At 70.1% G+C, this 12366-nt stretch carries 13 protein-coding genes and 1 tRNA gene; 5 read left to right on the top strand and 9 right to left on the bottom strand.

Annotation, left to right across the window (positions count from 1 at the left end; translation table 11 throughout):
* Nucleotides 1-86: 86 nt before the first annotated feature.
* From rplK to Q0Q23_RS12590, 6 genes are all read right to left on the bottom strand, one after another.
* Entirely contained in the window at nt 87-518 is a 432-nt protein-coding gene (gene rplK, locus Q0Q23_RS12615) for a 50S ribosomal protein L11 (RefSeq protein WP_271177359.1), read from the bottom strand.
* 122 nt (nt 519-640) lie between these two features.
* Nucleotides 641-1561 carry a transcription termination/antitermination protein NusG gene (gene nusG / locus Q0Q23_RS12610; RefSeq protein ID WP_295124182.1) on the bottom strand — a complete coding sequence of 307 codons (921 nt, stop codon included), beginning with the start codon at nt 1559-1561 and terminating at the stop codon, nt 641-643.
* Between the two features lie 54 nt (nt 1562-1615).
* Nucleotides 1616-1888 carry a preprotein translocase subunit SecE gene (secE, locus tag Q0Q23_RS12605; RefSeq protein WP_295124179.1) on the bottom strand — a complete coding sequence of 91 codons (273 nt, stop codon included), beginning with the start codon at nt 1886-1888 and terminating at the stop codon, nt 1616-1618.
* A gap of 42 nt (nt 1889-1930) precedes the next feature.
* Nucleotides 1931-2003, bottom strand: a tRNA-Trp gene (locus tag Q0Q23_RS12600).
* Between the two features lie 121 nt (nt 2004-2124).
* Nucleotides 2125-2793 carry a response regulator transcription factor gene (locus Q0Q23_RS12595; RefSeq protein WP_295124176.1) on the bottom strand — a complete coding sequence of 223 codons (669 nt, stop codon included), beginning with the start codon at nt 2791-2793 and terminating at the stop codon, nt 2125-2127.
* Nucleotides 2794-2797: 4 nt separating this feature from the next.
* The gene (locus tag Q0Q23_RS12590; RefSeq protein WP_295124173.1) at nt 2798-4000 is read right to left on the bottom strand and encodes an ATP-binding protein; all 1203 of its coding nucleotides are present in this window, start codon (nt 3998-4000) and stop codon (nt 2798-2800) included.
* Nucleotides 4001-4115: 115 nt separating this feature from the next.
* Between Q0Q23_RS12590 and Q0Q23_RS12585 the strand changes: the two genes are divergently transcribed.
* The 3 genes from Q0Q23_RS12585 (at nt 4116) to Q0Q23_RS12575 (ending at nt 7520) form a co-directional block, all read left to right on the top strand.
* On the top strand, nt 4116-5717 hold the full coding sequence (locus Q0Q23_RS12585) for a PspC domain-containing protein (RefSeq protein WP_295124170.1): 1602 nt from the start codon (nt 4116-4118) through the stop codon (nt 5715-5717).
* An 11-nt stretch (nt 5718-5728) separates the two neighbouring features.
* Nucleotides 5729-6151, top strand: coding sequence for a hypothetical protein (locus Q0Q23_RS12580; protein ID WP_295124166.1), 423 nt, complete (start codon nt 5729-5731; stop codon nt 6149-6151).
* A 457-nt stretch (nt 6152-6608) separates the two neighbouring features.
* Nucleotides 6609-7520: a nucleotidyltransferase family protein gene (locus Q0Q23_RS12575; protein ID WP_295124163.1), complete on the top strand. Its 912-nt coding sequence runs from the start codon at nt 6609-6611 to the stop codon at nt 7518-7520.
* Between the two features lie 35 nt (nt 7521-7555).
* Here the strand turns inward: Q0Q23_RS12575 and Q0Q23_RS12570 are convergent, their stop codons facing one another.
* Genes Q0Q23_RS12570 through Q0Q23_RS12560 form a run of 3 tightly spaced genes read right to left on the bottom strand, consistent with a single transcriptional unit; the run spans nt 7556 to nt 10613 of the window.
* On the bottom strand, nt 7556-8965 hold the full coding sequence (locus tag Q0Q23_RS12570) for a sugar transferase (RefSeq protein WP_295124160.1): 1410 nt from the start codon (nt 8963-8965) through the stop codon (nt 7556-7558).
* Complete coding sequence (locus tag Q0Q23_RS12565; RefSeq protein ID WP_295124158.1) at nt 8962-10041, bottom strand: LCP family protein; 1080 nt, start codon at nt 10039-10041, stop codon at nt 8962-8964. Before Q0Q23_RS12565 ends, Q0Q23_RS12570 begins: the two co-directional genes overlap by 4 nt.
* Nucleotides 10038-10613: a low molecular weight phosphatase family protein gene (locus Q0Q23_RS12560; protein ID WP_295124155.1), complete on the bottom strand. Its 576-nt coding sequence runs from the start codon at nt 10611-10613 to the stop codon at nt 10038-10040. Before Q0Q23_RS12560 ends, Q0Q23_RS12565 begins: the two co-directional genes overlap by 4 nt.
* Before the next feature lie 284 nt (nt 10614-10897).
* Here Q0Q23_RS12560 and Q0Q23_RS12555 point away from each other — a divergent pair, with 284 nt between their 5' ends.
* Together Q0Q23_RS12555 and Q0Q23_RS12550 are read left to right on the top strand one after the other, a co-directional pair.
* Nucleotides 10898-12010 carry a hypothetical protein gene (locus tag Q0Q23_RS12555; protein WP_295124152.1) on the top strand — a complete coding sequence of 371 codons (1113 nt, stop codon included), beginning with the start codon at nt 10898-10900 and terminating at the stop codon, nt 12008-12010.
* On the top strand, nt 11998-12366 hold the full coding sequence (locus Q0Q23_RS12550; protein WP_295124149.1) for a PqqD family peptide modification chaperone: 369 nt from the start codon (nt 11998-12000) through the stop codon (nt 12364-12366). Before Q0Q23_RS12555 ends, Q0Q23_RS12550 begins: the two co-directional genes overlap by 13 nt.

Below are 12366 nucleotides of genomic sequence, written 5' to 3'. Positions count from 1 at the left end.
TGCCATGAGATTTCTCCTAACGAGAATGTGGTGCGAGCCTGGCCGGCTCTGCCACGGTGATGTCTGGATGACGTGGGGGTCGGGGCTCAGGCCTCGACCGTGATGCCCATCGAACGGGCGGTGCCTGCGATGATCTTCGACGCCGCGTCGATGTCGTTGGCGTTGAGGTCGACCATCTTCTGCTCGGCGATGGAACGCACCTGCTCCTGGGTCAGCTTGCCGACCTTGGTGGTGTGCGGGACGCCGGAGCCCTTGGCGACGCCTGCCGCCTTCTTGATCAGCTCGGCCGCGGGCGGCGTCTTCAGGACGAACGTGAACGAGCGGTCCTCGTACACGGTGATCTCGACCGGGATGACGTTGCCGCGCTGCGACTCGGTCGCTGCGTTGTACGCCTTGCAGAACTCCATGATGTTCACGCCGTGCTGACCCAGGGCCGGGCCGATCGGCGGGGCCGGGTTGGCAGCGCCGGCGTTGATCTGAAGCTTGATCAGACCGGTGACCTTCTTCTTCGGTGCCATGTCTCTTCCTTCTTTGTGTATTCGAGCACGTGGGCGTCAGGCCCGCGGCGCTCTCCCGGTTTCTCGGCCCTTCCGAGACCCGGTGGTGCGTAAAACAGTGGGGAGGCCCTGTATGTTTCCCGTCAGAGCTTCGTGACCTGGTCGAAGCTGAGCTCGACCGGCGTCTCGCGCTCGAAGAGGGAGACCAGGACGGTGAGCTTGCCGCTCTCCGGCTTGATCTCGCTGATCGAGCCAGGCAGACCCGCGAACGAGCCCTCCTTGATCGTGATGGTCTCGCCGATCTCGAAGTCGACCTCGGCCGGGATGACCCGCGCGGCGGCCTTCTGGCCCTTGGCGGCGCCCTTGGCCGGAGCCTGGTCGACCTGCACGAGGCTCTTCAGCATCGAGAAGGCCTCCTCGAAGCGAAGCGGCGTCGGGTTGTGCGCGTTGCCGACGAAGCCGGTGACGCCGGGCGTGTGGCGGACGACCGACCAGCTGTCCTCGTTGAGGTCCATGCGCACCAGCACGTAGCCGGGGATGCGCACGCGGTTGACCATCTTGCGCTGGCCGTTCTTGATCTCGACCACGTCCTCCATGGGGACCTGGACCTCGAAGATGAAGTCCTCCATGTTCATGGAGACCATGCGGTTCTCGATGTTGGACTTCACGCGGCGCTCGAAGCCCGCGTAGGAGTGGATGACGTACCACTTGCCGAACTTGGCGCGCAGTTCTGCGCGGAACTCCTCGTAGGGGTCCGCAGCGACCTCGTCCTCGTCCTCGACGGCCTCCTGAGCGGCCTCGGCTTCCTCGGCCGAGTCGACCTCGAGCGCTTCGTCGACGGCGCGGTCGGCCTCGGGGTCGACGGCCTCGGCCATCGCGTCGAGCACGGCGTCGAGATCGATCTCGGTGCCGTCTTCGGAGACGATGTGCAGCGCCTCGTGCTCCGCGGGGTCGGACGACTCCTCGTCGCGCTCCAGGACGTTGCCCGTCTGCGCCTCGTCGTCTTCGGAGGACTGCTCGGCGGCGGTCGCCCAGTCCACGTCGTCGCGGTTCGTCTCAGACACTGAATTCATTCCATTTCTGTCGGTATGGCCGTGCGGCCGGTCGGCTGGCGGGGCTTACTTCGGGTTGCCGAAGACCCACACGACGCCGAGACCGAACACCCAGTCGAGCAGGGACACGATCGCCATCATGATCACCACGAAGACGAGCACGACGCCGGTGTAGCTCAGAAGCTCCTTGCGCGTCGGCGTGACGACCTTCTTGAGCTCGCCGATGACCTGCCGGATGAACAGGGCGATCCGCGCGAAGGGGTTGCGCCTGGCGGCGCGGTCCTTCTTGGCGTTGGCGACGATTTCCTCGCTCGGCTCGTCGATTACCTTTCGGGCCACCTCGTTACACCTTTCGTGGACCGGCATCGGAATGCCGGTTTGCAGGGCGGACAGGAATCGAACCTGCAACCTGCGGTTTTGGAGACCGCTGCTCTGCCAATTGAGCTACCGCCCTAGGGATTGTGAACCGCGAAACCCTCCTGGCTTCGCGAAAATAGGCGCAGAAAAGCTTGGCAGATTCAACCACCGCGATCCAGTGTACGGGACGCACGACCCCCTCGCAAAAACGCCGCGGGCTACAGGAGCTTGCGCTCCAGCGCCCAGGCGGTGAGCTCGTGACGCGACGAGAGCTGGAGCTTGCGGAGCACCGCCGAGACGTGGGTCTCGACGGTCTTGACCGAGATGAAGAGCTCGGCCGCGACCTCCTTGTACGAGTAGCCGCGGGCGATCAGACGCATGACCTCCCGCTCGCGGGCGGACAGCCGGTCGAGCTCGTCCGTGGTCTCCGCCTGCTCCCCGGCGGTCGCCCCGAAGGCGTCGAGCACGAAGCCGGCGAGCTTCGGCGAGAATACCGCGTCGCCGCCCGCGACCGCCACGACGGCGTCGCTCACCTGACGCCCTGAGCTCCCCTTCGTCAGGTAGCCGCGCGCCCCGGCGCGGATCACGCCGACCACGTCCTCGGCGGCGTCGGACACGCTCAGGGCCAGGAAGCGCGTGCCGGGGTTCTCGGCCACCGTGCGGCGCACGACTTCGGCGCCGCCTCCGCCTGCCCCGCCCGGGAGGTGCACGTCGAGCAGCACGACCTCCGGGCGCGTGCGGAGGATGGCCTCCACGGCCCCGTCGACGTCCTGCGCCTCGGCGAGCACCCGGAGGCGGTCGTCGAGGTCGGCCCGCAGCCCGGAGCGGAAGATCGAATGGTCGTCGACGATCACGACGGTGATCGGACGCGGCGTCTCGTCGGTCATGCCTTCATTCTCGCTCGCCGGGCAGCTCGACCGTCAGGTGGACCTCGGTTCCCGAGTCGCGCGCTGTGACCGTCGCCCGGCCTCCCGCCCGGCGCATCCGGCCGATGATCGACTCGCGCACGCCCAGGCGCCCCTCCGGGAGCGCGTCGATGTCGAAGCCGGGGCCGCGATCGCGCACGAAGACGTCGACGGAGCCCCCTCCGGACTCGATGTACACCGAGACATCGCCTCCCGCGTGCCTGGCCGCGTTGAGCATCGCCTCGCGGGCGGCGGCCGCCAGCTCCGCCGGCGCACGCCGCACCGGCTCCCCCGCGCTCACGACGTCGAAGTGCACGGCGTGGTCGACCTCCAGCGCTGCGGCCACGGAGCGCAGCTCGATCGCGAGATCCTCGGCGTCGGGCACGGCGCCCTCCCCCGCCTCCGCGTACAGCCAGTCGCGCAGCTCGCGTTCCTGGGCGCGCGCGATCCTGCCGACCTCGCTGGAGGCCCCCGCCCGGTTCTGGATGAGGGCGAGCGTCTGCAGGACGGAGTCGTGCAGATGCGCGGCCATCTCGGCGCGCTGCTCCTCGCGGACGCGCGCGGTGCGCTCGGCGATCAGCTCCGTCCAGAGCCGGAGCGCCCAGGGCCCCACCATCACCGCTGCTCCCGCGAAGGTCGCCCCGATGATGGCGAGCCACAGCAGGCCGGACGAACGGCCGCCCTGCATCCCGCTGAGCACGAGGGCCAGCGCGACCAGAAACCCGCCGGACGCGAGCCGGAACCCGGTCGGGGTGAGCCGTGACGGTGCGGGGGTCTCGTCGTCCACGAGCTGCTGCCAGAGCACGGCCGCCACCAGCAGCACGATCGACGCGACGACGGCGCCGAACGCCCCGTTCGCGGCACCGGCGGCGACCAGGACGATCGACACGACGCCGGACACCGCACCGCCCATCGCCAGCACCCACGGCACGTCGACCCGCCGGGTGACACGTTCGTCCGAGCTGCCCGGAGCGGGGTCGCGCAGCGGGGTGAGCGCCCACAGCCAGAGGTAGAAGAGGACGCCGGCGCCACCGAGGAGGGTGGTGCCGACCAGGATCCAGCGCACGGCCGCGACCGGCCAGCCCAGGTGGTCGGCGAGCGCGACGCTCACACCGCCGACCACGCAGTCGCGGGGTCGGGCCAGCGGCGGGCGCTTCACGCGCTCGCCGGGCAGGGGTGCAGAGGCCATACCTGGAATCCAAGCAGACGGCGGGGCGGCCCGACAGCGCGGGTCGCCGGAATCAGGGTCGGCTCAGGGGGACCCCCGATAGCGCCGTGCGCTCGCTGCACGCCACGATCGAGTCATGGCGAACGACAGTACGACCCCTCCCCCTCCCGGCGCACCGACGCCCGGCGCGGCGACTCCCGGCGCACCGACGCCCGGCGCGGCGACGCCCGGCGCAGCACAGAACCCGGCCGGCCCCTACGGCGGCCCGCAGACCGGCTTCTCCGGACGCGGCACCCGGTTCTTCGACTGGATGCGCAGCCTCGGGGTTACACGCACCGACGGCTGGGTCGGCGGGGTCTGCGCGGGCATCGCGTACCGGATCGGCATCGATCCGCTGATCGTCCGGGGAATCGCGGTGGTCGCCGCCCTTCTCGGCGCCCCGGTGGTGCTGCTCTACGCGATCGCCTGGGCGCTCCTCCCCGATCGAGAAGGCCGCATCCACCTGCAGCGCCTGTTCGAGGGCGAGTTCGAGGCTCCGATCGTCGCGATCGGCGTGCTGATCGTGCTCTCGCTGCTGCCCTGGACCAACGGGGTCTGGTGGTTCGGCAGCCCGTTCGGGCACGACCCCGGCTGGTTCGACATCGTCGGGCGCATCTTCTGGACTCTCGTCGTTCTCGGCGCGGCCGCCGCGCTCATCGTCGTCGCCGTGCGCAATGCCGACAGACGAGCGGGCAGGGGCGGCCCGGCACCGGCGGGTGGCACGACAGCCGCTCCGGCCGCTGCAGCCGCTCCGTCCGCTCCGGCCGCTCCGGCCGCTGCGGCGAGCGCGTCCGCTCCCCCGCCGCCCGCCGTCGCCATCGGTTCCGAGCCGCCGGCGCCCCCGGCGCCCGGTGCGGCGGCGACCGAGGAGGAGGTCGCCGACTGGCGTGAGCGCCAGGCGCAGTGGAGGGCCGAGCACGATCAATGGAAGCAGCGGCTGGCCGACGACATGCGCGCCGTGAAGGCGCAGCGTTCCGCCGAGCTGCGGGCGCAGGCGTCCGCTGCGAACGCGGAGGCCGAGGCCCGCCGGGCGTCCTATCGCGCCGCCAATCCGCGCGTGGGCGCGGCCATCGGCTGGCTCGCCGTGGGCCTGGCACTGGTCGCCGGCTCCCTCGCCGGCGCGCTCTGGGGAACGCTCACCGGGCTGCCCGGTTACGCCCTGACGGCATCGCTCGCCGCGGCGACGCTCGTCTTCGGCGTGACGGTGCTCATCGCCGGTATCGCACGGCGCAGGAGCGGCTTCCTGATCTTCCTCGGCATCCTGCTCGCCGCCCTCACAGCGCTCGCGGCGCTGCTGCCGACGTCGCCCGGAGTGCGGTTGGATGCGGGCGCGAGCAACGGATCGCAGCTGTCGGTCAGCCCGACCGGCAGCGCCAACTGCCTGCAAGGCTGGGGCGAGACGACCATCGACCTGTCCCGCGACCTCACCGCGTCCGGAACACCCGTCGTGAACCTCGCGAAAGGGCCGGGTGCGACGACGGTCGTCGTCCCCGCCGACGCGACTGTGCGGCTGCAGGCAGCGACGGTCTCAGCCGTGGTCGTCACGGCCCCGTCGGGGGACGACCAGGTGCACCGCTGCGACCCCGCGTTCTTCGGCGGCTGCAGCACGGACCTGCTCGTCGGACCCGGGTCCTCCCCGCAGGTCGTCGTCCGGATCGCACAGATCGACGACATCCACGTCGAACGAGTCCAGAAGTGAAGGAGAACGAGATGCCCACGAACGCGGACCACCCCGCCACCGAACCCACGGCGCCGGGCAGCGGACCGGACGCGCCCGACACGATCTCGCTGGAGGACGCTGCACAGTCCGGCTCCGCCACCCCCGCGCCTCCCCTGCACCCGCCCCTGTCCACTGCGACACTCCCGGTCTCGGCGAGCGCGCCCGCCGGGCGGCCGCCGGTGCGCTGGGCCGGAATCGTCTGGGGCATCCTGCTCGTCGCGTTCGCGACCGTGACTCTGATCGTGGTCTCGTCGCCCATACGACTGGCGGGCGTGACCGTGTGGATCGCCTCGCTGACGCCGGGCGCGGCGTGGGCACTGTGGGTCGCGCTGCTCGGTCTCGTGATCGTCGTGTCAGCGCTGCTGGGCGCTATCGGCGCCGCCCAGCGCAATCGCCGTCGCCGTTCCCTCTGAGCGGTCGCGGTAGCGGTGATCGCTGCCGCGGTCGCAGAGACAGAGCACCCGAATCGTCCGGCCGGTCTCTGCCATGGTGTGCACTTCGGTGTGGCCGGGTCCGGCTTTCGTCCTGTTGCCCATCGACGTGGTCCCCCTTCGACGTATCGCGATCCGGCAATCGTGCACGACGCGATCGGACGCGTTCACGAGGAAAGCCGAGCGCACCGCATTCCGGCGATCACTCTTCGCCGCGGAGTTCACCTCCACCGGGCCGATCGTCACCTCCGGCCCTGTTCTCCCACCGGGACACGGCGCTGTCCTGCGGCACGCCGACCCGGGTGACTATGAGGAGAAGACACGCGCGAGCTACGCGGATCCTCGGCTGTCGGCGGCGAACCCGCCGGTCAGACGTCGAGGCTCCCCGCGTCGACAGCCGACTGCGCGGCAGCCGGCCGCGGGAGGTGGAGTGAAAAGCATGGTGAAGCACGTCGGGCCCCGGCCCTCCCCGTTAGCCCCGTCCACGCTGCTCCTGACGGCCGCCGTCGCCCGTCTCGCCGCGTTCGAGGGGGTTCGAGTGCTGATCATCAAGGGCGTCGCCGCCACCGAGTACAACCTCAGGCTCCCGCGGGCGAGCAGCGATGTCGACGTCATCGTGTCTCCCGACGACTACGAGGCCTTCGTCGCGACGCTCGAAGTCCGGGGGTGGGTGAGACGCGCGCACGACCCCGACACCGAGACCTTTCCGGTGCACAGCGTCAGCGTCTACCACCCCCATTGGGCGGCGGACATCGACGTGCACTTCCGTTATCCCGGTCTCGAGGAGGACGCGGACGTCGTCTTCGAGCGGCTGTGGGCGCAGCGGACCACGTACTGGTGCGGCAATCAGCCGGTCCTGATACCGGGGCTGGCGGACGCGATCCTGATCGGCGCCGTCCATTCCATCCGGTCGCTCTGGGCTGCGAACCATCGTGCCGAGTTCTCCTATCTCGTCAAGCGGTGCCGGCACATGGACATCGACCTCCTGGTCGGGCGGGCACGTGAACTCGGGGCGCTCGCGACGAGCCGGCCGTTCCTGGAACGCCTCCTGCCGATGCACACCGAGCTCGACTGGGGCACGCCGTCCGCGGAGTGGCGTATTCGAACGGAGTTCCCCGAGGCGATCGATCGCCGGGCCCTGCTCTGGAAGCAGGCGACCCCTCGCGAGCGTCTGACGAAGCTCCGGCACGCCCTCTTCCCGCCCGTCTCCGCCCTGGTGAAACAGAGCACCCGCCAGAGCCTGAGACCCGGCGAGCTGGTCGCGAGCTACCTTGCCCGGTGGGCACGAGGACTCCGGGTGCTGCCTCGCGGGCTCGTCATGCTCGCGCGTGCGCCGCGCAGGGGTCGCTGACCGGGAGTCGCTGACGCCGCAGGGGCCGGAGCGGCTCAGTACGCTCCATTCGGTCGGAAGATCACACCCACGGTCTGGAACAGGATGCGGATGTCTCCGGCCACCGACCAGTTCTCGACGTAGAACAAGTCGAGGCGCACGCCCTGCTCCCACGTCAGGTCGGAACGACCGCTCACCTGCCAGAGGCCGGTCATTCCCGGTTTGACGATGAGCCGGCGATGACTCGGACCGTCGTACTCCGCGACTTCGGACGGGAGCGGCGGGCGCGGACCCACCAGGCTCATCTCACCCTTCAGCACGTTCCACAGCTGGGGGAGCTCGTCGATCGATGTCCGACGGAGGAAAGCCCCGACACGCGTGACGCGCGGATCGTCCTTCAGCTTGAAGAGAGGGCCCGCTCCTTCGTTTCGGTGCAGAAGGTCGGCGAGCTCCTCCTCGGCGGAGACGCGCATCGTCCGCAGCTTCACGATCCCGAAGGTCGCACCGTCGCGGCCGATGCGCGACTGACGGAAGAAGGCCGGCCCGGGGCTGTCGAGCTTGATCAGGATCGCCACGACGAGGATGACCGGCAGCAGGAGGAACAGCGCGATCGAGCTCAACACGATGTCGAACACGCGCTTCACCCGTCTGCTGCTGATCGAGCGGTCGGCCGGCTCCACTTCGATGATCGGCAGGCGGTCGATGGGATGGTACGCGGCACGCGGCGCGGCGAGCTCGGGAACGTCGATCGAAAGCCAGACGACGGCCCCGGCCCCCTCCATGTCCCAAAGCAGCTGCCGGACGTTGGCGCCCTCCCGCTCCTCGGTCAGCACGACGATGTCGACACGGTGCTGCGCGACCAACGAGCGCAGGTGCGGGCCTCTCGCATTCTCGATGCCCGTCGTCGCCACGACGTCGACCGCGACGGGTGCCGCGCGCTCCCCGAAGGCGCGGGCGAGCTCGGCGACACGCTCGGGCGTCCCGACGACGAGCGCCCGGCGGATGTAGTGGCCGCGGCTGCGGTGGGCGTAGATCCAGGAGCGGCACACGAGCCGGATCAGCAGGAGCGCGACGAGCCCGCTCGGAATGGCGAACGCGAGGTAGGCGCGTGACAGATCGAGCTGAAGGGCGAGGGATGCGACCGCAAGGATCGCGACGAGCTTGATCGTCGCCCGAAGCGGCGCCCGGTACGACGGCCCTTCAAGCCGCTTCGGCCAGGTGACGTATGCGCCGCTGGCGGCGAGTGCGATGAGCCATGCGACGCCGAGAATGGCGGAGAACACGACGTACGACGTATCGAGCGCGAACAGCAGGTCGCCGCCTCCGCCGAAACGGATGGTGTGCGCCGCGGCGAGCGCGCCACCGATGGCGATCGCGTCGGTGACCGCGAGGGCGATGATGTTGCGCTCGCGCAGGCTCAGAGAATCCGGTCGGTGCGGTCGCGGGACGTCGGTTCGCAGCATCATTTCCTCCCGTCACCCAGCGCGCCGCTGGTGAAAACTCTGATGAGGTCGTCGTGGGCGAGCGCGTTCTTCAGAACCGACATCCGCGTCTCGTCGAGTCGGACGATCGATTGGCCGTCGGGCGAGGTCCCGGTCCCCGCGGTCGGGAGCGTGAACGTGAGGATGCCCTCCGGCTTCAGGCCTCGCAGCTCGAACGCCAGCCGCCCGGCCGCAGCCGCCGTCAGCCCGGAGTCGACGACGAGGTGCCGGGCGAGCGTCGTGACCGCGTCGTGCGCGCGCATCGGGTTCAGCAGCGTGCCGGCCGAGATGAAGCCGTTCAGGGCGCCCCGGATGAACGCCTGCTGATTGCGGACGCGTTGGAAGTCGGCGTCCGCGAATGCGTAGCGCTCCCGGACGAAAGCGAGTGCTGCAGACCCCTCGACCCGGTTGAGGCCCTCGGTGAAGCTGTAGCCGGGCATGTTCTTCGTCGTGAATGCGTGCGCGGACCAGACCTCGACGCCTCCCAGCGCGGTTGCCAGCGATCCGAAGCCTCCGAAGTCCACCACCATGACGTGGTCGATCCGCGCGCCGAGAAGGCCTTCGACGGTCTGCACGACCAGCGGGGCGCCTCCCCAGCTGAACGCGGCGTTCAGCTTAGCTTCGCCATGACCGGGGATCGGCACCCACGAGTCCCGCATCAGCGAGATGATGCTGACCCCCGAACGATCGGCGGGGATGTTGACCAGCATCAGAGTGTCCGATCGGTCGCCCGTTGCGGCGCCGCTCAGCGCGTCGCCGAGGCCCGTGCGCGAGTCCGAGCCGATGAGCAGGATGTTCGTGGCACCCGGGACACCGGCGGGCCGCCCCTCCGCGGGAGGGAAGGCGTCGGCGATCCGGCCGACGTTGTCGTCGAAGGATGAGCCGATCCAGCCGAGGTAACCCCCGACCAGGGCGAGCGGCAGGACGACGACCACAAGGCAGGCGAAGACCGCGATCCACACGCGCCGTCGGCGTCTCTTCTTCCGCTCGCCCTGTTTTCGTGCGGATCGATCACCCCCGGGCGGAGCCACGAGGCCGAGTTCGTCGAACGCTGTGCTCATCGCCCGACCATCGGGCGCCCGACGAGGAGGTCCACGAGCGGAACGAGGCGGCGGGCCATCGCGTCGAACGCCGCGTCGTCGCGGGCGTAGGGATCGGCGATGTCGTCGTCGTCACGTGGCGGCACGAGGCCCTGGCGGCGCGCCTCCATCGCCTGATCCGCGAGTCGGCGCCATCGAGCGGGGTCGCCGGGATGCGGGGATCCGCCGAGGGCTTCGACCGCGCGACCGAACTCGGAGAACAGGAACGTGCGCGCGAACGCCCCCGGGTCGAGATACAGGACGCGGTCGGTGTGCTCGGCCGCCATCCCGAGAATGAGGTCGGCGGAGGCGATCCGGGCCTCGGTCAACTGGGTGGCGACGAAGCCGCCCGGATCTCCACCCAGCGCTCGAAGACGCAGGCGCGTCTGGGACGACATCGGGCGCCCCACGACCGCCCGGGTCCCTCCGCTGGTCACCGCGACGGCGTTCCTGGCGGACGCGTCGAGGCGTGACACGAGCAGGCGTTCCGCCATCGCCGATCGGCAGATGTTCCCCGTGCAGACGAAGAGGATGGAGAAGGGCAGGTCGGGCATCGGTTCTCCCCTCGATCGATGGCGGCGCGGCACCGGCCGCGGCTTGCCTGGCAGGTGAGTAAGGATGCCTCTCGCCGACGGCGTCGCCGGGGGCTCCCGCCGGGATCTCTCGGGCAGCGCGGCCTCGCTTCACCCGGGATTTCGGCTGACCTGCCGGCATCAGGAGTCGCTCGTCACCTGATCGGTGGGACGGCACCGCGCCACGCCCTCCCAGACGCTGGTCGTCGCGATGAAAAGCGATCGCCCGATACTGGTCTGCACCCGCTCACGTCCCGAGGAGACCCATGCTCGCCAACCCGAGCGATCTGCGCCCGCCGCGCACGGCTTTCGTCATCGCGACGCTCCGCCATCGGCTGCGCATCCTGATGGTCGGCGGCGGTGCGGTGGCGGCGGCGGCCCGGTTCTCGACGGCGTGGGGCCATCTTCTGTGCTCTGAGGAGGACGGCCTGGACGTCGATCGTGAGCTGACGATCGACGTCCGGACCGACGACGCGGAATCGATCGCGGCAGCCCAGGCCCGAGCCTCGGCACTTATCACGCTCGCGCTCATCGGGCTGAGCGCGGGCCAGGGCCTGCTCTTCCATGCGGCGGCCTGCGCCGATGCCCGCGGTGCGGCCGTCCTGCTTGTCGGTCCGTCTGGCGCCGGCAAGACGACTGCGGTTTCGCATCTCGCGGGCCGGACCTCCTATCTCTCGGACGAGACGTGCCTCGTCGATGACGACGGCGGGGTCGTCCCGTATCCGAAACCGCTGTCCGTGGTCCGTGCCGGACTCGAGAAGGCGCAGACATCCCCGGCCGAACTCGGACTCGCGATCCACCCTTCCCGCACCGCGCCGGTTGCGCGGGTGCTGGTCATCGACCGCCGGGACGAACAGGCGGCGGGCCCGCCGACGGTGACCCGGCTGGGGTCCGTCGAGGGGATCCTCGCGGTGATTCCGCAGCTCTCGGACTTGAGCTCGCTCCCTGCGCCGCTGGTGGCGCTCGCTCGGCTCAACCGGCGCATCGGGGGGTTCGAGCGGCTCGTCTACCGCGATGCCCGTGACATCGACCCGGCCTCGGGCCCCCCTGCCTCTCCCCCGCTGGCTGACGGCGACCTCGCGTATCGCCTCGCTCCGCGGCGCCACCCGCACGAAGCCGGCGGACGGGGGCTTCTGCAGGCGCCGGTGGATGACGCCATCGAGTTCTCCGATGCGCTGCTGACCGCGCGCGGAGGCGAGGTGACGCACCTGTCCGGAATCGCCATGACGGTCTGGCGCGAGACCGCTCGGCCGACGCCCGCAGCCGTCCTCCTGGATCGGCTGCGCGCCGAACACGGTCGCGTACCCGACGACGAGGAGCACTTCGAGCGCGTCATCCACGAGCTGATCGAGGCAGGAGTACTCGAATGGCGGACCTGACCGGCGATGCTGCTTCGGGTGACGGCACGGGTGAATTCGGAATCGCGCAGCATCGGCACAGGCAGACCATCGTCTGGGTCGAAACGGTCATGAACGGCTGCGTCGTCGCAGACACCCGGGATTTCCGTCAGTTCGAGCTCAGCGGCGCCTCCGCGCAACTCTGGAAGCACTTCGACGGCCAGCGGAGCGACGCTGTCGTGATCGCGACCGTCCTCTCGCTGTATCCCGACCACCCGGAGACCGCGGCCGACGACTGCGCCGCCTTGATCGAAGAACTCGAGCAGCTCGGCCTGCTCGAATCGACCCGGCCCCAGCCGGGTGACGTGAAGCCGTCCAACGGCAGAAGGGGGCTGTGA

Origin of the sequence: uncultured Leifsonia sp. (assembly GCF_945957465.1) — a bacterium.
GTDB lineage: Bacteria > Actinomycetota > Actinomycetes > Actinomycetales > Microbacteriaceae > Leifsonia.
This window is presented reverse-complemented; position numbering and strand designations above follow the sequence as displayed.

Excerpts from the sequence above, each read along its gene's own strand:
- rplK (WP_271177359.1), bottom strand. The coding sequence starts at position 518 with ATGGCACCGAAGAAGAAGGTCACCGGTCTGATCAAGCTTCAGATCAAC.
- Q0Q23_RS12595 (WP_295124176.1), bottom strand. The coding sequence starts at position 2,793 with ATGACCGACGAGACGCCGCGTCCGATCACCGTCGTGATCGTCGACGAC.
- Q0Q23_RS12590 (WP_295124173.1), bottom strand. The coding sequence starts at position 4,000 with ATGGCCTCTGCACCCCTGCCCGGCGAGCGCGTGAAGCGCCCGCCGCTG.
- Q0Q23_RS12585 (WP_295124170.1), top strand. The coding sequence starts at position 4,116 with ATGGCGAACGACAGTACGACCCCTCCCCCTCCCGGCGCACCGACGCCC.
- Q0Q23_RS12580 (WP_295124166.1), top strand. The coding sequence starts at position 5,729 with ATGCCCACGAACGCGGACCACCCCGCCACCGAACCCACGGCGCCGGGC.
- Q0Q23_RS12575 (WP_295124163.1), top strand. The coding sequence starts at position 6,609 with ATGGTGAAGCACGTCGGGCCCCGGCCCTCCCCGTTAGCCCCGTCCACG.
- Q0Q23_RS12570 (WP_295124160.1), bottom strand. The coding sequence starts at position 8,965 with ATGATGCTGCGAACCGACGTCCCGCGACCGCACCGACCGGATTCTCTG.
- Q0Q23_RS12565 (WP_295124158.1), bottom strand. The coding sequence starts at position 10,041 with ATGAGCACAGCGTTCGACGAACTCGGCCTCGTGGCTCCGCCCGGGGGT.
- Q0Q23_RS12560 (WP_295124155.1), bottom strand. The coding sequence starts at position 10,613 with ATGCCCGACCTGCCCTTCTCCATCCTCTTCGTCTGCACGGGGAACATC.
- Q0Q23_RS12555 (WP_295124152.1), top strand. The coding sequence starts at position 10,898 with ATGCTCGCCAACCCGAGCGATCTGCGCCCGCCGCGCACGGCTTTCGTC.
- Q0Q23_RS12550 (WP_295124149.1), top strand. The coding sequence starts at position 11,998 with ATGGCGGACCTGACCGGCGATGCTGCTTCGGGTGACGGCACGGGTGAA.